The 18,179-nt window shown below is 69.2% G+C and carries 18 protein-coding genes, 1 tRNA gene and 1 riboswitch; of the genes, 15 read left to right on the top strand and 4 right to left on the bottom strand.

The window, feature by feature from the left end; all coding sequences use genetic code 11:
* Positions 1 to 14: 14 nt before the first annotated feature.
* Complete coding sequence (locus tag ACGFH6_RS28955) at positions 15 to 1,205, bottom strand: phosphotransferase (RefSeq protein ID WP_393390564.1); 1,191 nt, start codon at positions 1,203 to 1,205, stop codon at positions 15 to 17.
* Between the two features lie 82 nt (positions 1,206 to 1,287).
* On the opposite strand from ACGFH6_RS28955, the gene dop reads away from it, so the two are divergent.
* The 7 genes from dop (at position 1,288) to ACGFH6_RS28920 (ending at position 8,155) form a co-directional block, all read left to right on the top strand.
* Positions 1,288 to 2,808: a depupylase/deamidase Dop gene (gene dop / locus ACGFH6_RS28950; protein ID WP_393390235.1), complete on the top strand. Its 1,521-nt coding sequence runs from the start codon at positions 1,288 to 1,290 to the stop codon at positions 2,806 to 2,808.
* Between the two features lie 55 nt (positions 2,809 to 2,863).
* Positions 2,864 to 3,073 (top strand): ubiquitin-like protein Pup, encoded by a 210-nt coding sequence (locus ACGFH6_RS28945; protein WP_130448384.1) that lies wholly within the window; start codon positions 2,864 to 2,866, stop codon positions 3,071 to 3,073.
* Positions 3,074 to 3,081: 8 nt separating this feature from the next.
* A complete protein-coding gene (prcB, locus tag ACGFH6_RS28940; protein ID WP_393390231.1) occupies positions 3,082 to 3,924 on the top strand; it encodes a proteasome subunit beta in 843 nt (280 codons plus the stop codon).
* A gap of 37 nt (positions 3,925 to 3,961) precedes the next feature.
* Positions 3,962 to 4,828 carry a proteasome subunit alpha gene (prcA, locus tag ACGFH6_RS28935; protein WP_393390228.1) on the top strand — a complete coding sequence of 289 codons (867 nt, stop codon included), beginning with the start codon at positions 3,962 to 3,964 and terminating at the stop codon, positions 4,826 to 4,828.
* 83 nt (positions 4,829 to 4,911) lie between these two features.
* Positions 4,912 to 5,439, top strand: coding sequence for an NUDIX hydrolase (locus ACGFH6_RS28930; protein WP_393390225.1), 528 nt, complete (start codon positions 4,912 to 4,914; stop codon positions 5,437 to 5,439).
* A 7-nt stretch (positions 5,440 to 5,446) separates the two neighbouring features.
* Positions 5,447 to 7,192 (top strand): beta-N-acetylglucosaminidase domain-containing protein, encoded by a 1,746-nt coding sequence (locus ACGFH6_RS28925; protein ID WP_393390223.1) that lies wholly within the window; start codon positions 5,447 to 5,449, stop codon positions 7,190 to 7,192.
* Positions 7,193 to 7,282, top strand: a riboswitch (ZMP/ZTP riboswitch).
* Between the two features lie 30 nt (positions 7,283 to 7,312).
* The gene (locus ACGFH6_RS28920) at positions 7,313 to 8,155 is read left to right on the top strand and encodes a bifunctional 5,10-methylenetetrahydrofolate dehydrogenase/5,10-methenyltetrahydrofolate cyclohydrolase (protein WP_393390220.1); all 843 of its coding nucleotides are present in this window, start codon (positions 7,313 to 7,315) and stop codon (positions 8,153 to 8,155) included.
* On the opposite strand, the gene ACGFH6_RS28915 is transcribed toward ACGFH6_RS28920, so the two are convergent.
* Complete coding sequence (locus ACGFH6_RS28915; RefSeq protein WP_393390217.1) at positions 8,152 to 9,027, bottom strand: phytanoyl-CoA dioxygenase family protein; 876 nt, start codon at positions 9,025 to 9,027, stop codon at positions 8,152 to 8,154. The genes ACGFH6_RS28920 and ACGFH6_RS28915 overlap by 4 nt on opposite strands.
* A 100-nt stretch (positions 9,028 to 9,127) precedes the next feature.
* Between ACGFH6_RS28915 and ACGFH6_RS28910 the strand changes: the two genes are divergently transcribed.
* From ACGFH6_RS28910 to ACGFH6_RS28875, 8 genes are all read left to right on the top strand, one after another.
* Positions 9,128 to 10,033: a helix-turn-helix domain-containing protein gene (locus ACGFH6_RS28910; RefSeq protein WP_393390214.1), complete on the top strand. Its 906-nt coding sequence runs from the start codon at positions 9,128 to 9,130 to the stop codon at positions 10,031 to 10,033.
* Between the two features lie 107 nt (positions 10,034 to 10,140).
* Positions 10,141 to 10,509, top strand: coding sequence for a chorismate mutase (aroH, locus tag ACGFH6_RS28905; RefSeq protein WP_393390211.1), 369 nt, complete (start codon positions 10,141 to 10,143; stop codon positions 10,507 to 10,509).
* A 3-nt stretch (positions 10,510 to 10,512) separates the two neighbouring features.
* Entirely contained in the window at positions 10,513 to 11,577 is a 1,065-nt protein-coding gene (locus ACGFH6_RS28900) for a prephenate dehydrogenase (protein ID WP_393390208.1), read from the top strand.
* 39 nt (positions 11,578 to 11,616) lie between these two features.
* Complete coding sequence (cmk, locus tag ACGFH6_RS28895; protein ID WP_393390205.1) at positions 11,617 to 12,303, top strand: (d)CMP kinase; 687 nt, start codon at positions 11,617 to 11,619, stop codon at positions 12,301 to 12,303.
* A complete protein-coding gene (locus tag ACGFH6_RS28890) occupies positions 12,300 to 13,028 on the top strand; it encodes a lysophospholipid acyltransferase family protein (protein ID WP_393390202.1) in 729 nt (242 codons plus the stop codon). Before cmk ends, ACGFH6_RS28890 begins: the two co-directional genes overlap by 4 nt.
* The gene (gene der, locus ACGFH6_RS28885; protein ID WP_393390199.1) at positions 13,021 to 14,400 is read left to right on the top strand and encodes a ribosome biogenesis GTPase Der; all 1,380 of its coding nucleotides are present in this window, start codon (positions 13,021 to 13,023) and stop codon (positions 14,398 to 14,400) included. Before ACGFH6_RS28890 ends, der begins: the two co-directional genes overlap by 8 nt.
* A 70-nt stretch (positions 14,401 to 14,470) precedes the next feature.
* Positions 14,471 to 14,544, top strand: a tRNA-Pro gene (locus ACGFH6_RS28880).
* Positions 14,545 to 14,595: 51 nt separating this feature from the next.
* Complete coding sequence (locus tag ACGFH6_RS28875) at positions 14,596 to 15,261, top strand: group I intron-associated PD-(D/E)XK endonuclease (protein WP_393390196.1); 666 nt, start codon at positions 14,596 to 14,598, stop codon at positions 15,259 to 15,261.
* A 36-nt stretch (positions 15,262 to 15,297) separates the two neighbouring features.
* Here the strand turns inward: ACGFH6_RS28875 and ACGFH6_RS28870 are convergent, their stop codons facing one another.
* The gene (locus ACGFH6_RS28870; protein ID WP_393390193.1) at positions 15,298 to 17,469 is read right to left on the bottom strand and encodes an MMPL family transporter; all 2,172 of its coding nucleotides are present in this window, start codon (positions 17,467 to 17,469) and stop codon (positions 15,298 to 15,300) included.
* Between the two features lie 81 nt (positions 17,470 to 17,550).
* On the bottom strand, positions 17,551 to 18,096 hold the full coding sequence (locus ACGFH6_RS28865; RefSeq protein ID WP_393390190.1) for a TetR/AcrR family transcriptional regulator: 546 nt from the start codon (positions 18,094 to 18,096) through the stop codon (positions 17,551 to 17,553).
* Positions 18,097 to 18,179 lie beyond the last annotated feature (83 nt).

The raw sequence follows: 18,179 nt of genomic DNA, 5'->3' as shown, positions 1-18,179 counted from the left end.
CGTTCTCGACGTCGTCAGGCAGATCCCAGCAGCAGGCCGCGGTGGACGCCGTACCAGGGCGAGAGGCGAGCCCAGTCCCTGGCGCGCTCGCGAAGCTCGGGGGTGATGTCGTACGTCTCGGCCGCGCCGGCTGCCACCGCGCTCGGAGCGCCGTCGAGAATCCACGCCAGGTCGAGGGCGGGATCACCGATGACCGCGTCGGTCCAGTCGATGACACCGGTGACCCGGCCGTCGGCGACCAGGATGTGGTCCGGACCGAAGTCGCAGTGGATCAGACTGCTCCGGTGCCGGGCGACGCGGTCGACCAGGTCCAGAGCCTTCGGCCGCAGCTCCGCGGGCAGTAGTGGCACGATCTGGTCCCGGAATTCGTCGAGGGCGATCGCCTTCTCGGCAGCGGCGGTCGCCGCGTCGAGGACACCGTGTTCGACTGCTTCGTCGGGGTCCACAGAGTGCAGCGCCGTCAGGAACTCGCCGAGCTTGCGGCCCATGGCCATGCCGCCGTCCTCAAAGGGCGTGCCAGGGACCAGGAGGTGGCGTACGCCGTCCGGTGTCCGCTCGGGCACTGGGACGGGTAATGGGAGCTGTGGGGCCAGCCAAGGCATGAGTGTGACCTCGGCCAGGAGACGGGGTTCGACCGCCGGGCGGCGTGGTGAGCGGTGGATCCACGGACCGTCGATCCAGGCGTCGCTGTCCCAGCCTTCGCTGACGGTCACACCAGGCAGGCCGCGGACGAGGGGACCGAGCAGCGCTTCCGTGTCGGGCATGAACGACCACTCCGGGTCGTCCAGCCGAGCGACGAGGTCGGCCGGGGACATCCACGCTCCCCACTCGACCTCCTCTGGCTGGTGCTTCACCGGGCCGTCCCAGACGCATGTGTACAGGTACGCGTGGTACCTCGTGTGGTCGTCGGCGAAGTCGTCCTCCGGCAGCCGGGTCAGTTCGGCGCCGGTGATCCCCAACTCCTCGGCCAACTCCCGGACCACGGCGTCGTACGGATCCTCGCCGGCCGCGACGACGCCACCGGCCGAGAAGTCGTACCGGCTCGGGTAGAGATCCTTGGTCGGCGTACGGCGATGCACGTAGATCTCACCGGCCGGATTCCGGACGAGTACGCCGGTCGCGGAGTGTCGCAGGTTGTGCCGTCGCATCTCCGACCGCGGCCGTGCGTCGATGACCACGTTGTCGTCGTCCAGAATGGCCACCATTTCGTCCACCCGCGAAGTCTCACACGTAACCCTGTGGACACAGCAACGGATTTCGTCGCGGACACCGCGTAGGCTCGTTCGCATGAGTGTTCGGCGGATCATGGGAACCGAGACAGAGTTCGGGATCTCGGTACCAGGCCAGCCCGGGGCGAACCCGATGCTGACCTCGAGCCAGGTGGTGAACGGCTACGCGCAAACCCAGCCGCTCGCACGCAAGACCCGATGGGACTTCGACGAGGAGCACCCGCTGCGGGACGCGCGCGGCTTCGACCTGAGCCGGGAGGTGGCCGATTCCAGCCAGCTCACCGACGAGGAGACCGGGCTGGCGAACGTGATCCTCACCAACGGCGCGAGGCTGTACGTCGACCACGCCCACCCGGAGTACTCGGCGCCCGAGACGACCAATCCGCGCGACGTGGTGGTCTGGGACAAGGCCGGCGAACTGGTGATCATGGAGGGCGCGCGGCAGGCCCGGCAGATCCCCGGCGCCCCGCCGCTGAACCTGTACAAGAACAACGTCGACAACAAGGGCGCGTCGTACGGCTCGCACGAGAACTACCTGATGCGCCGGTCCACGCCGTTCGCGTCGATCGTGCGGCATCTGACGCCGTTCTTCGTGAGCCGTCAGGTGGTCACCGGCGCCGGCCGCGTCGGGATCGGCCAGGACGGCGCCGCGAACGGTTTCCAGATCAGCCAGCGGGCCGACTACTTCGAGGTCGAGGTCGGCCTGGAGACGACGCTGAAGCGCCCGATCATCAACACCCGCGACGAGCCGCACGCGAATCCGGACCGGTACCGCCGGTTGCACGTGATCATCGGCGACGCGAACCTGTCCGAGATCTCGACGTACCTGAAGGTCGGCACCGCCTCGCTGGTCCTGGCGATGATCGAGGACGGCTGGCTGACCGACGACCTGAGCGTGGACCGTCCGGTCACCGCGCTGCACGAGGTCAGCCACGACCCCACCTGTACGCACCTGATGACGCTGAAGGACGGCCGCAAGCTGACCGCCGTCCAGCTGCAGACGGAGTACCTGGAGCAGGCCCGCAAGTACGTCGAGGACAAGTACGGCGACGACGCGGACCGGCAGACCAAGGACGTGCTGCACCGCTGGGAGCAGATCCTGGACCAGCTGGCCATCGACCCGATGAAGCTGGCCGACCAGCTCGACTGGGTGGCGAAGTACAAGCTGCTCCAGTCCTACCGCGACCGCGACGGCCTGGAGTGGGACGACCCGAAGCTGCACCTGGTCGACCTGCAGTACGCCGACCTGCGCCCGGACAAGGGGCTTTACTACAAATTGGTGAAGGCCGGCCGGATGCAGCGGCTCGTCACCGACGAGGAGATCCGGATGGCGGTCTCGCACCCGCCGACCGACACGCGGGCGTACTTCCGCGGCCGGTGCATGCAGCAGTACGCGCCGCAGGTCGCGGCCGCCTCCTGGGACTCGGTGATCTTCGATCTGCCCGGCAAGGAGTCGCTGCAGCGGATCCCGACACTGGACCCGCTGCGCGGCACGAAGGCGCATGTCGGGGCACTTCTTGACCAATGCGACACCGCGAGTGACCTGGTTCGCACCATTACTGGGGGCGCCGCCGGGTAGGGTCGCTATTGAGGGTCGGTTGGGCGACCCTCCCAGCGGTTCTAGGAGGTGTGTCATGGCGAAGGACGGCGGTCAGCAGCACAAGCAGCCGAAGCGTTCGTCGACCGAGGAAGAGGTCGAGCAGGTCGAGGCGTCCGAGGACGTCCAGGAGCGCAAGGAACGGCTCGACGAGGACGTCGATTCGATCCTGGACGAGATCGACGAGGTGCTCGAGGAGAACGCCGAGGAGTTCGTCCGCGGATTCGTGCAAAAGGGTGGGGAGTGAACCGCTCGATGACTTTTGATGCCTCCGGCCGGTTGCCGGAAGCCTTCCTGATCCCAGGTGGCTCGTCGTTCATGGACTTCCTGGCCGGGCACGCGCCCGACCTGTTGCCTGGACGGCGCAGCCTGGGGTCGGCCGACTTCTCCCACGACGTCCCGCACGGTACGACGATCGTCGCGGCCACCTTCCCCGGTGGCGTCGTGATGGCCGGCGACCGGCGGGCCACGATGGGCAACATCATCGCCCAGCGTGACATCGAGAAGGTGTTCCCCGCCGACGAGTACTCCGCGGTCGCGTTCGCGGGCTCGGCCGGCTTCGGGATCGAGATGGTCCGGCTGTTCCAGGTCGAGCTGGAGCACTACGAGAAGCTCGAGGGCGCCACCCTCAGCCTGGACGGCAAGTCCAACCGGCTGAGCGCGCTGATCCGGGGCAACCTGGCGATGGCGATGCAGGGCCTGGCCGTGGTGCCGCTGTTCGCGGGCTACGACGAGGACATCGAGGGCGGCCGGATCTTCTCCTACGACCCGACCGGCGGGCGCTACGAGGAGACCCACTTCCACAGTGTCGGCTCGGGCTCGCTGTTCGCCCGCGGCGCGCTGAAGAAGCTGTACCGCGAGGACCTGTCCGCGACCGACTGCGTGACGGTGGTGATCCAGTCCCTGATCGACGCCGCTGACGACGACTCGGCGACCGGTGGCCCGGACATGCTGCGGCGGATCTTCCCGGTGGTCGGCGTGGTCACGGCGGACGGCTACAAACGGCTGCCCGAGGACGAGGTGGCCGCGATCGTCGACCGCGTCTGGGCCGAGCGGCACCAGCGCCCCGACGGCCCGGCCTCGGCCTCCCTGACCTGACCTGATACCCATCGACCGATAGAGGACGACACCTTCGATGAGCGTTCCGTTCTACGTCTCGCCCGAGCAGTTGATGCGGGACCGGGCCGACTTCGCCCGCAAGGGCATCGCCAAGGGCCGCAGCGCGATCGCACTGCAGTACGCCGACGGCATCCTGTTCGTCGCGGAGAACCGCTCGCCCGCGCTGCACAAGGTGGCCGAGATCTACGACAAGATGGCGTTCGCCGCCGTCGGCCGGTACAACGAGTTCGAGAACCTGCGGATCGCCGGCGTCCGGCTGGCCGACATGCGCGGGTACTCCTACGACCGGCGTGACGTCACCGGCCGGGCGCTGGCCAACGCCTACGCGCAGACCCTCGGCGCGATCTTCTCCTCCGGCGGTGAGAAGCCGCTCGAGGTGGAGATCCTGGTCGCCGAGATCGGCGGCAGCGCGGCCGAGGACCAGATCTACCGGCTCACCTACGACGGCTCGATCGCGGACGTCCGCGGTTACGCCGTGATGGGCGGTCCGGCCGAGCAGGTCGCGGACTACGTCGGTGAGCACTACCAGGAGGGCATCTCGCTGGCGGGTGCGCTCCGGCTGGCAGTGGACGCGCTGGGCCACGACGGCACCGAGGTCCGGCAGTTGACGTCGGACCAGATCGAGGTCGCGGTCCTGGACCGGACCCGGACCCAGATGCGCAAGTTCAAGCGGATCTCCGTGGAGACGCTGGAGCGCATCCTGTCCGAGTCACGCCCGGCCGAGGACGCGAAGCCGGCGGCCGACGGCACGCCGAGCGAGGACACCCCGGCCGCGGAGGACAGCACGGCATCCTCCTCGTCCGACGACGCCCCGGTCGCCCCGCCGGCGGACGACGTACCGATCGCTCCACCGGAGGAGCCGGACGACGACCGGCCGCTGTGAGCGAGCCGGAATGGCGTTCAGCCGCTGCGGACTCCGCGGCGGCTGAACTGTCTCGGCCCGGTGACCCGACGGCCTGGGAGTTGGTGGGTGAGGAGCTGGGCTTCCACCGGTTCCTGACGGTGAAGTTGCGGCGGTACCGGCTGCCGGACGGGCGTGAGGTCGAGTGGGACGTGTTCGGCCCGAAGTCCGACGCCGGGATCAGCGCCGGAGTCACGGTGCTGCCGTTGACGCCGGAGGGACGGATCGTGACGATCCGGATGTTCCGGGCCGGTCCCGACCGGATCGTGACGAACCTGCCCGGTGGGCTGGTCGAGCCGGGGGAGGACCCGGCGCTGGCCGGTGCGCGGGAGCTCGAGGAGGAGACCGGGTACACCTGCGAGACGCTCGACCTGGTCGGCTGGCAGTGGTCCTCGGCGTCGTCGACGTACCGGAAGTACATCGCGATCGCGCGCGGCTGCCGCCCGGACGGCAAACAGTCGCTGGACGAGACCGAGGACTGTGTTCCGGTCGAGCTCTCTGTCGACGCGTTCCGTGCCGAGCTGCGCACGCCAGGTGCGATGACCGGAGTCGACGCGGCCTATCTAGCGCTGGATCACGCCGGACTGCTGTAGTAGGGCAATGACGCCTGAGCCTCAGCAGACCACCTTCCGCGACGACGGCTTCGACCTCGGCGACACCGTCGGGCTGGTGCCCGGCCCGACGACGGACGCGGATGCCGAGCGTGTGGTCCGCGAGACGCTGGCACGGGCCGGCGTACAGACGATCACCGACGGCGATTCTGCTGTCACTGTGCGACTCGGAGGCACGAACGCGGCTGCCGAGGGGTTGCCGCCCGAGGGGTACGTTGTTGCCGTCGGCGACAACCAGGTCGTCCTGGCCGGTGTCGATCAGCGCGGCACGTTCTACGCCGCGCAGACCTTCGCACAGCTTGTCGAGGGCAACCATGTGGAGGGCGTCGAGATCCGCGACTGGCCGACGATGCGGTACCGCGGCTCGATCGAAGGCTTCTACGGTACGCCGTGGTCGCACGCGGACCGGCTCGACCATCTGGACTACCTCGGCACGCACCGGATGAACACCTACGAGTACGCGCCGAAGGACGACCCGTACCACCGCGAGCAGTGGCGCGACCCGTACCCGGCCGGCAAGCTGGCCGAGCTCGGCGAGCTGGTCCAGCGCGCGGTGCGGAACAAGGTCGACTTCACCTTCGCGCTGTCACCCGGCCTGTCGATCCGCTACACCGACGACAGCGACTTCCAGGCGCTGATCGCCAAGTTCGAGGCCCTGTACGCACTGGGTGCGCGCGCGTTCAACGTGGCCCTGGACGACATCGAGTACGAGAAGTGGCACAGCGCCGAGGACGAGGAGAAGTACGGCGCCGGCGGTGGCGGGGCCGGGCGTGCGCAGAGCGAGTTGCTGAACCGGATCCAGCGCGAGTGGGTCGCGACCAAGCCGGACCTCGCCCCGCTGCAGATGGTCCCGACCGAGTACTACAACGTCGACGAGACGCCGTACAAGCAGGCGCTGCGGGAGCAGCTCGACAGCGCCGTGATCGTCCACTGGACCGGGATCGGCGTCGTACCGGAGACGATCACGAGCGCACAAGCGGCCGAGGCGAAGGCCGTGTTCGGGCACGACATCCTGATCTGGGACAACTACCCGGTCAACGACTACGCGGCCGCCCGGATCCTGCTCGCGGCCTACAGCGGGCGCGAGCCCGGCCTCGCCGACCAGGTCGTCGGCGTGATCTCGAACCCGATGAACCAGGCCGGGGCCAGCAAGATCGCGCTCTACTCGTTCGCCGAGTTCGGCTGGAACCCGGCGACGTACGACGAGCAGGCCTCGTGGCACCGCGCGCTCGCCGAGCGGGCCGGGGGAGACGCCGAGACGATCGCGGCGCTGGAGGTCTTCACCGACCTCACCACCTACGACGGCCGGCTGCATCTGGTGAACGCGCCGGTCCTGGCCGCGCAGACGGCCGCGTTCTGGAAGACCTGGAAGGCAGGCGACCTGGCCGGGGCCATCGCGCAGCTCGAGCCGTATCTCGAGGCGATCGAGAACGCTCCGGCCCGGATCCGCGCCGGTGTGTCCGACCCGTCGTTCGCCGACGAGGCCGGCGCCTGGCTCGATGCGACCTTCCTCTGGGCGCAAGCGTTGCGCGAGTCCCTCCGGCACCTCGAAGCAGTGGCCGAAGGCAACAGCTCGGACGCCGCCACGACCCGGGACCAGATCGACCACCTGGTCACCCAGGCCAAGACGATCCGCGACACCCGCCTCCCACACTCCAAGACCCATCCCCAACTCGGTGACCCTGTCATCGAGACCTTCCTGACCGAGGCGACGGAGGGTGGCCGGGTATCCTGAGCGGTGGACCGCGACTGGCGCTGAGGTGGACGACCACCGGGGAACGGTCCGCCGGAGGATCCGGCCGAGCCGCGCGCCTGGGCACTTGACCTGATGTCGACGCCCAAGGGAGCGCGCGCCATGACTGCCACTCTGATGACCGGTACCGACCTCGCCGCCGAGATGGTGGCGAAGGCGGCCGACCGGGCCCGTGCACTGCAGGAGCGGACCGGGGTCCAGCCGTGTCTGGCCACCGTGCTGGTCGGTGACGATCCCGCGTCCGCGACGTACGTGCGGATGAAGCAGAACCGGTCGAAGAAGGCCGGCATCGGGTCGCGGAGCGTCGTACTGCCCGCGGAGACGACGACCGAGGAACTGGTCGCGGAGCTGACGAAGCTGTCCCAGGACCCGGCGGTGCACGGGATCCTGCTGCAGCACCCGGTGCCCGCGCAGATCGACGAGCGGGCCGCGTTCGAGGCGATCGACCCGGCCAAGGACGTCGACGGTGTGACCACGCGGTCGTTCGGTGCGATGGCGTTCGGTGAGCCCGGCTTCCGGTCCGCGACGCCCGGCGGGATCATGCGCCTGCTGGAGGCGTACGACGTACCGATCGCTGGAGCGCACGCGGTGGTGATCGGCCGCAGCCCGATTCTCGGCAAGCCGGCCGGGATGTTGCTGCTGGCATCGAACGCGACCGTGACCTACACGCACTCCCGGACCACCGACCTGCCCGCGATCGTCCGGACCGCGGACATCGTGGTGGCCGCGGTCGGCCGGCCGAACTTCGTCCAGGGCGACTGGCTCAAGCCCGGCGCGGTCGTCGTCGACGCGGGCTACAACGAGGGCAACGTCGGGGACGTCGACTTCGCCGCCGCGGCCGAGGTGGCGAGCCTGATCACACCGGTCCCGGGCGGGGTCGGTCCGATGACGATCGCCCTTCTTCTGGAGCAGGCCGTCGACGCCGCCGAGGCGCAGACCTCCTAGCGGTCGCAGCCGCCGTCCTTGTCGGCGCGCGAGTGCGGGCGGGCGATGTCGTCGATGCCCTTGTAGGCGTACGGGTCGGTCCCGGCCACCATCACGATGTCGCGGTAGTCGTGCTTGCCGACATGGACTCCCGACGGCACGGACTGCCAGGGGAGCAGCGACTCCGCGCTCATGTAGTGGTTGGCGAGGGCCCGGCGGAGTCCGCGCCGGGTGGTGTTCGGTAGTGATCGGTGCAGCAGGTAGCCGTTGAAGATCACCGCCGAACCCGCCGGCACCTCGACCGGTACGGCGTCGTCGTCGGTGTAGGGGAAGTCGAACAACTCCACCGTGCAGTCGAAGCGGAGATCGTCCTGCTCGCGATCGGGATAGATGACGCCGCGGCGGTGCGAGCCCGGCAGCACCCACAGGCAGCCGTTCTCCACGGTGGCGTCGTCGAGCGCGATCCACACCGCGGTCAGCGAGCGGTCCCTGGTCGGGATGAAGAATTCGTCCTGGTGCCAGGCCTGGCCCGGCTTGCCTTCGGACTTGATGAACAGCATCGACTGCATCGCCTTCACGTTCGGCCCGATCAGCGCGGTCAGTGCCGTCACCACGCGCGGTGCGTGCAACGCGGCCAGGGCCACGTCGGACACCTTGTGGGGCTGGTGAATGCACAGGTACTTGCGCACGACATCGTCACCCGGCTCCGTGCTCGGGCTGCCTTCGACGGCCCCGAGGTCACCGCGGCACAGGCGCTCGGCCGCTGTGTGGAGCGCGGCGACCTGGTCGGGTGGAAGGGCCTGGTCGAGGACGACGAAGCCGTCGCGCTGGAACGACCCGATCAACTCGTCGGTGACCTCGGTGAACCGGCGTACGGCGGTGACAGGCTGCATCTGGCGCTCCATCCGGCCTGGGGTTGGCGATGACCGGCTTCACAGTCTCAGAGCACGGTGGGCCGGCCAATGTCGCCGGCGCGCGCTCTACTATCTGTTCGTGACATCGCGACCACCGGTGATCAGCGTGAACTCCGTGGTCCAGGTCGCGGACTATGCGCCCGGGGCGACGTACGGTCCGCGCTGGTTGCCGAACTTCGAACTGCTCTGGCTTCTGCACGGTTCGGCGCTCTGGCGGACCGAGCTGTACGACGACGCCGGGGTCCACCAAGCGACGGTGGAGGAGGAGTTGCGCCCCGGAACGGTGGCGTTGGCCCGGCGCGGCAACCGGGACTCCTATATCTGGGACTGTGATCACTGGTCGCGGCACGCCTACGTGCACTTCCAGATCGAGGACTTCGGCGGACTCGGCGCTCCGTCGAGTTGGCCCTCGGTGCGATCGAGGTCCGATCCGGGGCTGCTCGACGAACTGTGCACCTATCTGCTGGACCTGACCGGCGTGCCGGAGTCGGTTCCGGGACACAGCGACCGGCTCGTCGCGACGATGCTCGAGGTCTTCGTCAGTGCTCCGGTCGGCCCGTCGCATGACGAGCTGCCGGATGGCGTTCGGCGCATGGTCGACCACGTCGCGACCGTGTGGGCCACGCGCGGGCCGCGGATCATTTCCGTCGCCGAGTTGGCCGCCGCGGCGAACCTGTCGGCCGGGCACCTGCACCGGCTCTTCCGGGAGCGGTACGACTGCGGACCGGCGTACGCGCTGGATCTGATCCGGCTGGCCCGCGCGGCGACCGCTCTGCTGCGCACCAACGCGACGATCGCGGAGATCGCGTCCGACGGCGGCTACAGCAATCCGTACCACTTCTCCCGCCGCTTCTCCCTCGCGTACGGCGAACCGCCGGGCACGTTCCGGCGTCGACGGCAGCTGTCCGATCCGCTCGCGCCGGTTCGCGCGGCCGGGCTGCTTCCGGTGGCTCGGCGGCTGCTGGAGGCGGCCCGGAGCGGCTGACGCGCAGGGCCTGCCGGAGCGCGGAATCCGAGACGGCTGTCCACTCTGTGGCGGCTCTGGCCTAGTGTTGAGACAGACAGGAAACACCTGAGCGAGGAGGCGGACACGTGGCGGTACGGGCGATCCGGGGTGCCACCCAGCTCGACGTGGACGAGCGCGAGCATCTGCTCGAGCGGTCCGCCGAGCTGGTGCGGGCGGTCCTGGAGGCGAACGATCTGGAGAACGAGGATCTGATCAGCATCCTGTTCACCGTCACGCCGGACCTGCACTCGGAGTTCCCGGCGGTGGCGGGCCGGCAGATCGGCCTGACCGACGTACCGCTGATGTGCATGCAGGAGATCGCGGTACCGCACGCGCTGCCGCGGGTGGTCCGGATGATGGTGCACACCGAGACCTCGCGGTCGCGGGAGAAGATCCAGCATGTCTACCTGCACGGCGCCGTCGCGCTCCGCCCGGATCTGACGGGCGCCCAGTGACCGATGAGTGAGCTTCGGGGTCCGGTCCGGATCGTAGGGACCGGACTGATCGGTACGTCGATCGGCCTGGCGTTGGCCCGGCTTGGTGTGGTCGTGGAGCTGGTCGACGCCAACCCGGACAGCGCGCTGATGGCCGAGCGGATCGGGGCCGGCTCGCGACTGGTCCAGATCGAGCCACAGCTCGTCGTCGTCGCCGTACCGCCGGATCATGTCGGTGCGGTGATCGCGGAGCAGCTCGAGCAGACCGACGCGATCGTTACCGATGCGGCCAGCGTGAAGTCCAAGCCGCTGGCCGACGCGCGCAAGCTCACGACGGACCTCAGCCGGTACGTCGGGAGCCACCCGATGGCAGGGTCGGAGCGGAACGGCCCGTTGGCCGGACGCGCCGACTTGTTCGACGGCGCGACCTGGGCGATCACTCCGCACGAGACCAGCGCTCCGGAGGCGGTCGAGCTCGTTCGGCGGCTGGCCGAGGCGTCGGGCGCGCGGACCGTCGAGCTGTCGGTCGAGGACCACGACCTCGCCGTCGCCCGGGTGTCGCACCTGCCGCATCTGATGTCGGCGCTCGCTGCCGGGACGCTGGCCGACGCCCCGAGCTCACACCTGCAACTGTCGGGCCAAGGTGTCCGTGACGTCACCCGGATCGCGGCCGGCGACCCGAAGCTGTGGACCCAGATCGTGTCCGCGAACTCGACCGCGCTGACCGGTCTGCTCGAGCAGATCCGCGGCGAACTCGACCGCGTGCTCGTTGCTCTGGGCAAGGAAGAGGCCGCCGAGGAGCTGACCTCGATCCTCGGCCAGGGCGTGTCCGGCGCGGTCCGCGTACCCGGCAAGCACGGTACGCCGCACATCGATCTCGTCACCGTTCTGGTCACGATCCCGGACCGGCCGGGACAGCTGGCCCGGCTGTTCGCCGACGCCGCCGAGTCCGGTGCGAACGTCGAGGACCTGCGGATCGACCACAGCCCCGGCCGCCCGGTCGGTGAGGTCGAGTTGGCGGTCAAACCGGGATCGGTCGACCAGTTGGTCGACGTACTGACCGAGCGGGGCTGGGTCGTGCACCGGTAGGTGCCCAGGTTGTCCCCGGCCACAGGTAATCTCTGGCCCATGATCATCGCTGTGGACGGCCCGAGCGGCTCCGGCAAGTCGAGTACCGCCCGCGGCGTCGCCAGCCGGCTGGGGTTGCGCTTTCTCGACACCGGTGCGACGTACCGCGCGGTGACGTGGTCGGCAATGGAGCACGGTCTGGATCTCGACGACACCGCGGCGGTCGCCGAGCGGGCGCGGGAGCTGCGGCTGGAGATCAGCACCGACCCCACGCGGCAGTTCGTCATCGCCGACGGCACCGACGTGACCGCCGCGATCCGCGAGCCGCGGATCAGCGAGACGGTCTCCAAGATCGCCACCAACCTCGACGTCCGCAAGGAGCTGATCCGGCGGCAGCGCGCCGTCATCGACGCCGCCCAGCCGAGCGGCGGGATCGTGGTCGAGGGCCGGGACATCGCCACCGTGGTCGCGACCGACGCCGAGCTGAAGGTGCTGCTCACCGCCGATCAGGACGCCCGGATGGCGCGCCGGGGCGCCGAGCTGGCGGCCGGTTCGGTGACAGCAGAGCAGCTCCGGGACCAGATCGTCCGCCGGGACGCCGACGACGCGACCGTGTCGGAGTTCCAGGTCGCCTCCGACGGCGCGGTCACCATCGACTCGACGCACCTGTCCCTGGAGGAGGTCATCGACGTGATCAGCCGGCTTGCGAAGGAGGCCGAGGCCGCGCGCCGCGACCGGGAGTCATGACAGCCGAAGTCACCGGGCACCTGGAGCTGCCCAGCACCGCAGACCTGCGTCCGTTGCCGTACCGGCTCGCGTCGCCGCTGCGGAAGGTCGCCAAACCGTACTTCCAGCGCAAGTACAAGTTGACCGTCCACCACGAGGACCGGTTCCCGTTGACCGGGCCGGTGCTGATGACCCCGAACCACCTCAGCCTGCTGGACGCGCCGCTGCTCGGGGCGATCACGCCCCGGATGCTGCACCAGCTCGGCAAGATCGAGGTGTTCGGTGGCCTTCAGGGCTGGTTCCTGCGCCGGATCGGGCAGATCCCCGTCGACAGGTCGTCGTACGACCCGCTCGCGGTGCGGAAGTCGATCCAGGTACTGCGGGACGGCCGGGTGCTGAACATCTATCCCGAGGGGACCCGTGGCGCGGGCGACTTCGGCCGGATCCGGGGCGGAGTGGCGTATCTGGCCATGGTGACGGGCGCGCCGATCCTGCCGGTGGCGCTGCTCGGGACCCGGCTGCCGCACGGCGACGTGGAGGGTTTCCCACCGGCCGGGAGCCGCATCGATGTCGTCTATGGCGAGGTGTTCGCGGTTGACCGCGTACCATTTCCCCGGAGGCACTCCGACGTACGAGCGGTTGCCGACCAGATCGGCGACGTGCTGCGAGCCCATATGAAGGCGGCCGTCGAAGCCACCGGCCACCCTCTCCCGGGCGGGCCAGACAAGAAGGACCCTGATGAGTGACCTGCCCACCGGCTACGACTTCGCCGAGCCCACGCACGAGCGCGAGGACACCGGCCCGCTGCCGGTGCTCGCGATCGTCGGCCGGCCGAACGTGGGCAAGTCCACGCTGGTGAACCGCATCATCGGCCGCCGTGAGGCCGTCGTCGAGGACACCCCGGGTGTCACCCGCGACCGCGTCTCGTACGACGCGAACTGGGCCGGCCGCGGCTTCACCGTCGTCGACACCGGCGGCTGGGACCCGGACGCGGTCGGGATGGCCGCGCTGGTCGCCGCCCAGGCCGAGGTGGCCATCAACGCTGCCGACGCGGTCCTGTTCGTGGTGGACGCGACGGTCGGAATCACCGACGCCGACGAGGCGGTCGTCCGGGTACTGCGCAAGTCCGGCAAGCCGGTCGTCCTGGCCGCGAACAAGGTCGACGACCAGCGGATCGAGTCCGAGGCGATGAACCTGTGGAGCCTCGGCATCGGCGAGCCGTTCCCGGTCTCGGGTATGCACGGCCGCGGCACCGGCGACATGCTCGACGCCGTCCTCGCGGCGCTGCCCGAGGCGCCGCCGGAGCGGGACGGCGAGGCCGGCGGACCGCGCCGGATCGCGATCGTCGGCAAGCCGAACGTGGGCAAGTCCTCGCTGCTGAACAAGGTGGCCAAGGAGGACCGGGTCGTCGTCAGCGACGTCGCCGGTACGACGGTCGACCCGGTGGACGAGCTGATCACGCTGGCGGGCAAGGAGTGGCGGTTCATCGACACCGCCGGCATCCGGCGCAAGGTGAAGAACGTCCAGGGCCACGAGTACTACGCCTCGCTGCGGACCAACGCGGCGATCGAGCGGGCCGAGGTCGTCGTGGTCGTGGTGGACGCGTCGGAGACGATGTCGGAGCAGGACATCCGGATCATGAACGCGGTCGAGGAGGCCGGCAAGGCCCTCGTGATCGCGTACAACAAGTGGGACCTGGTCGACGAGGACCGGCGCTACTACCTGGAGCGCGAGATCGACCGCGACCTGGTGCAGTTCCGCTGGGCACCGCGGGTGAACATCAGCGCGCTGACCGGCCGCCACATGGAGAAGCTCGTCCCGGCCATCGAGGCGGCGCTGGAGGGCTGGCAGACCCGCGTCCCGACCGGCCAGCTGAACGCCTTCCTCGGCCGGCTGGTGGCGGCGCACCCGCACCCGGTCCGCTCCGGCAAGCAGCCGAAGATCCTGTTCGGCACCCAGGCCACGACGATGCCGCCGACGTTCGCGATCTTCACCTCCGGCCAGATCGAGCCGTCGTACCAGCGCTTCATCGAGCGCCGCCTCCGCGAGGACTTCGGCTTCGTCGGCAGCCCCGTCCACGTCCAGATCCGAGCCCGCCAGAAGAACAAGAAACGCTGAATCAACCCGGTAAGAACCACCCCCGCGAATGGGGTAAGGTTTACCCCGGCTCGCTCCTAGGAGCGAGCGCCGGGCTGTGGCGTAGTTTGGTAACGCGTCTGGCTGGGGGCCAGAAGACCGCAGGTTCAAATCCTGTCAGCCCGACCCTCAGGAGGGGCACCGATTCTGTCGGTGCCCCTCCTTACGTTGTGCTCCATGAACGCTACAGGGCAGCGGCGGACGTGGACCGATATGGATCTCTGTGAAGCTGTGCAGAACAGCGCGTCGTGGCGCGCGGTCGATCGGCAGCTGCGTGCGGCGATGCGCGAGTCGACCTGCTGGGCGGACGTGTTCGCCGGCCTCGGAATCGGCGACAGCCCCGAGACTCGGGTCCGCATCAAGGGACATGCTGTCCGGCTGGGGCTGGATTGCACACCCCTGAAGCCGTCGCAACCGCCGTCATTCACAGGCGAGGTGTTCGATCAACCTGTGCGGCCGGAGATGCTGCGAACTGCGGCGCCTGGCCTGGCTATGGCTTGGTTCGCTTTGCGTGGTTGTGAAGTCGCGCTGCCGGTCGAGCCCCAGGCGTACGACCTGCTGGTGACGACAACCAAGGGCATCCAACGAGTGCAGGTGAAGACGTGCGCAGCCCGCGACGGCAAGGGCCACTGGAGCGTGGGGATCGGCCGACGTCCGTACGTGCTCGACAAGTCCGCCGGGAAGATGCCGTACGACCCGGATTCGATCGACATGTTCTTCATCGTGCTCGGCGAAGGCGACATCTTCGTGATCCCCAGCTCCGTCCTGGCCGGGCGAGTGCGGATCTATGCGGAGACGTACGTCCACTACCGAGTGGGAGATGCCTCGAGTTTGTTGCGGTGAGGGGCACCGGTGGGTCGCCGGTGCCCCTCACTGTGTTCAGTGGATGCCGGCGAGTTGCTTGGGGTCGGGGGTTTCGTTGACGCGGAGGGACTCGCCTTCGATGTCGACCTTCGGGGTGATGCGGTCGAGCCACTTCGGGAACCACCAGGCGCGGTCGCCGAGCAGGCTGAGTACGGCCGGGACCAGCGTCATCCGGACCACGAAGGCGTCGATCAGTACGCCGATGGTCAGGCCGAAGCCGATCGCTTTGATGATCGGGTCGTGCACCAGGATGAACCCGGCGAACACCGACGCCATGATGAGCGCAGCCGCGGTCACCACCCGGGCGCCGTGCCCAATGCCCTCGATCGTCGCGTCGGTCGCGTGCCGCCCGTGCACGAACTCCTCCCGCACCCGGGACACGATGAAGACCTCGTAGTCCATCGCCAGCCCGAACAGCACGCCCATCATGATGATCGGCAGGAAGCTGACCAGCGGTCCGGGGGAGTCCACCCCGACCAGGCCGGCCGCCCAGCCCTGCTGGAACACGGCGACCGTGATGCCGAACGTCGCCCCGATCGTCAGCACGAATCCGAGCGTCGCCTTCAGCGGCACCAGCAGCGACCGGAACGCCAGCAGCAACAGCAGGAACGAGAGCCCGATGACCACGAACAGGTACGTCGGCAATGCGTCGGACAGCTTGTTCGACACATCGACCCCGACCGCCGTGTTGCCGGTCACCGAGATCGTCGCGTCGCCGGTGGCGAGCGGCTTGACCGCGGACCGCAGGTCCTTCACCAGGTCCGCGGTCGCCTCGGTGGCCGGTCCGCTCTGCGGGATGATCTGTAGCAGCCGGGTGGATCCGTCCTGGCTCGCCGGGCCGGGCTGCGCCGCGACCACGTCGTGCATGCCCTGCGTCTTCGCGAGCACCTGCTGCACCAGCGCGCCGGACTGTGCCGGGTCATTGCTCTTCACAACGACGACGAGCGGACCATTGGCGCCTGCTCCGAAGGCCTCAGCGGTCAGGTCGTACGCGACCCGCTGGTTCGACCCGGCCGCGGCCGACGCACCGTCGGGCAGCGCGAGCCGCATGTCCTTGGCCGGAATCGCCAGCAGCCCCAGTCCGATGATGCCGATGACAACGATCGGGACGCGGAACCGGGTGACCAGCCGCCCCCAGCGGAAGCCGAAGCCCTCGGCCGGCGCGGTCGCCGGCGCCTTGCGGATCTTGCGGGGGAGGATCCGGTTTCCGACAAACCCGAGCATCGCGGGTAGCAAGGTGAGTGCGACCAGTACGGCGGTCAGCACCGTCGCGGCAGCCGCGAATCCCATCGCCGTGAGGAACGGAACGCCGACCACGGACAGACCGGCCAGCGCGATCACGACGGTCGCACCCGCGAACAGCACCGCGGATCCGGCGGTCGCCGTCGCCCGGGCCACGGACTCCTCGGGATCCATCCCCTCGGCGAGTTGGCTGCGGTGCCGTGAGCTGATGAACAACGCGTAGTCGATACCGACAGCGAGCCCGAGCATCAGCGCCAGGATCGGTGCCGTCGACGACACATCGGTGAACGCGGTGACGATGAACAGGCCGGCCATCCCGGCCAGCACCCCGAGCAGCGCCGTCAGCAGGGTCATCCCGGCCGCGACCAGCGAACCGAACGTGACGACCAGGACGATTCCGGCGACGACCACGCCGATCACCTCGGTCGCCCCGATCTCGGGTACGCCGCCGACGACCTGGCCGCCCGGGACGACCTTGAGGTCTCCGGAGCTGAGTCCGCTCAGGCCGTCGTACGCCTCGGTGCTCTGCTTGGAGAGCTCGTCGGCGGGCTTGCTGAACTGGACGCTGATCAGGCCGGTGGAGCCGTCCGGGCTGATCGCCTTGCTGGTGAACGGGTCGATCGCGCCGATCACCTCGGGCACCTTCGCGACCCTGGCGACGGTCGCGCCGACGGCGGCCTTCACGGTCGGGTCGGCGAGCGTCTTGCCGTCCGGTGCCTTCACCACGACCGTGGACGACGCGCCGCTCGCCGCGGGCAACTCCTGCTTGAGAGCGTCGAGTGCGCGCTGCGACTCGGTGCCGGGGATCGAGAATGTGTTCGCGGTCTTGCCGCCGAGGGTCAGCGCGGCGACCCCCAGCGCAACGAGGAAGACCGCCCAGACGGCGGCGACGAGCCGCCGGCGCTGGTAGGAGAACCGGCCGAGCCGGTACAGCAGATTGGCCATCGGGTAGGCGTCCGTTCGGGTCGTACGGGCGGGCAGAGGAGCGCGGCGTTCGGGCGGAGGCCGGGGCGATCGGAGTCGAAGTCAGGCGGATCTCAGGATTCTGCGGAGGGCGATGTCGCAGAGCTTGCGAAGTTCGTCGTCGGAGCGTTCACCGGGATGGCGGCATTCGCCGAGCAGGCCGTTGATGGCGAACTTGGCCAGATCCCGCTCGAGGGGATCGTCGCTGCCGGCCAGCAGGTCGGTCAGTCTGATGCCGTCAGCAACCAGCTGGGCGATCTCGGGCACCTCGTCGATCACCGGCAGGATGTCCTGCAGTACGTCGATCACGCCGCGGTACCGGACCGCGAGGTCGGTGAACTGCTGGATCGCGAACTCCTGGGCCTCGGCCTGCGACAGCCCGGCGGCGGAGTCCATCAGCCCGGCCAGGTCCGCGGCGGCCGGCTCGAGCACGGCGGCCAGGACGGCGGGCTTGCCGTTGAAGTGGTACAGCACCGTCGCCTTGGAACAGCCGGCGGCGGAGGCGATGTCCTGCAGGGATGTGGCGTTGTAGCCCCTGTCCTGGAACAGGCGCATCGCCTGCCGGACGATCTCGTGCCGGGTGCGCTCCCGGACCGGGGTGGCTGCCATGAAAGTCATCCTCCTGACCGATCGGCCAGTTTTCAACCGATCGGTCAGATCTGTGCTGCGGCTCACGTCTGGTGCACGGGGTT

The sequence above is a fragment of the Kribbella sp. NPDC049227 genome, assembly GCF_043197265.1.
In the GTDB taxonomy this organism is placed as follows: Bacteria; Actinomycetota; Actinomycetes; order Propionibacteriales; family Kribbellaceae; genus Kribbella.
This window is presented reverse-complemented; position numbering and strand designations above follow the sequence as displayed.

What these genes read in the sequence shown, in the direction of transcription:
- ACGFH6_RS28955 (WP_393390564.1), bottom strand. Translation starts at nt 1,205, where the DNA reads ATGGTGGCCATTCTGGACGACGACAACGTGGTCATCGACGCACGGCCG.
- dop (WP_393390235.1), top strand. Translation starts at nt 1,288, where the DNA reads ATGAGTGTTCGGCGGATCATGGGAACCGAGACAGAGTTCGGGATCTCG.
- ACGFH6_RS28945 (WP_130448384.1), top strand. Translation starts at nt 2,864, where the DNA reads ATGGCGAAGGACGGCGGTCAGCAGCACAAGCAGCCGAAGCGTTCGTCG.
- prcB (WP_393390231.1), top strand. Translation starts at nt 3,082, where the DNA reads ATGACTTTTGATGCCTCCGGCCGGTTGCCGGAAGCCTTCCTGATCCCA.
- prcA (WP_393390228.1), top strand. Translation starts at nt 3,962, where the DNA reads ATGAGCGTTCCGTTCTACGTCTCGCCCGAGCAGTTGATGCGGGACCGG.
- ACGFH6_RS28925 (WP_393390223.1), top strand. Translation starts at nt 5,447, where the DNA reads ATGACGCCTGAGCCTCAGCAGACCACCTTCCGCGACGACGGCTTCGAC.
- ACGFH6_RS28920 (WP_393390220.1), top strand. Translation starts at nt 7,313, where the DNA reads ATGACTGCCACTCTGATGACCGGTACCGACCTCGCCGCCGAGATGGTG.
- ACGFH6_RS28915 (WP_393390217.1), bottom strand. Translation starts at nt 9,027, where the DNA reads ATGCAGCCTGTCACCGCCGTACGCCGGTTCACCGAGGTCACCGACGAG.
- ACGFH6_RS28900 (WP_393390208.1), top strand. Translation starts at nt 10,513, where the DNA reads ATGAGTGAGCTTCGGGGTCCGGTCCGGATCGTAGGGACCGGACTGATC.
- cmk (WP_393390205.1), top strand. Translation starts at nt 11,617, where the DNA reads ATGATCATCGCTGTGGACGGCCCGAGCGGCTCCGGCAAGTCGAGTACC.
- ACGFH6_RS28890 (WP_393390202.1), top strand. Translation starts at nt 12,300, where the DNA reads ATGACAGCCGAAGTCACCGGGCACCTGGAGCTGCCCAGCACCGCAGAC.
- der (WP_393390199.1), top strand. Translation starts at nt 13,021, where the DNA reads ATGAGTGACCTGCCCACCGGCTACGACTTCGCCGAGCCCACGCACGAG.
- ACGFH6_RS28875 (WP_393390196.1), top strand. Translation starts at nt 14,596, where the DNA reads ATGAACGCTACAGGGCAGCGGCGGACGTGGACCGATATGGATCTCTGT.
- ACGFH6_RS28870 (WP_393390193.1), bottom strand. Translation starts at nt 17,469, where the DNA reads ATGGCCAATCTGCTGTACCGGCTCGGCCGGTTCTCCTACCAGCGCCGG.
- ACGFH6_RS28865 (WP_393390190.1), bottom strand. Translation starts at nt 18,096, where the DNA reads ATGGCAGCCACCCCGGTCCGGGAGCGCACCCGGCACGAGATCGTCCGG.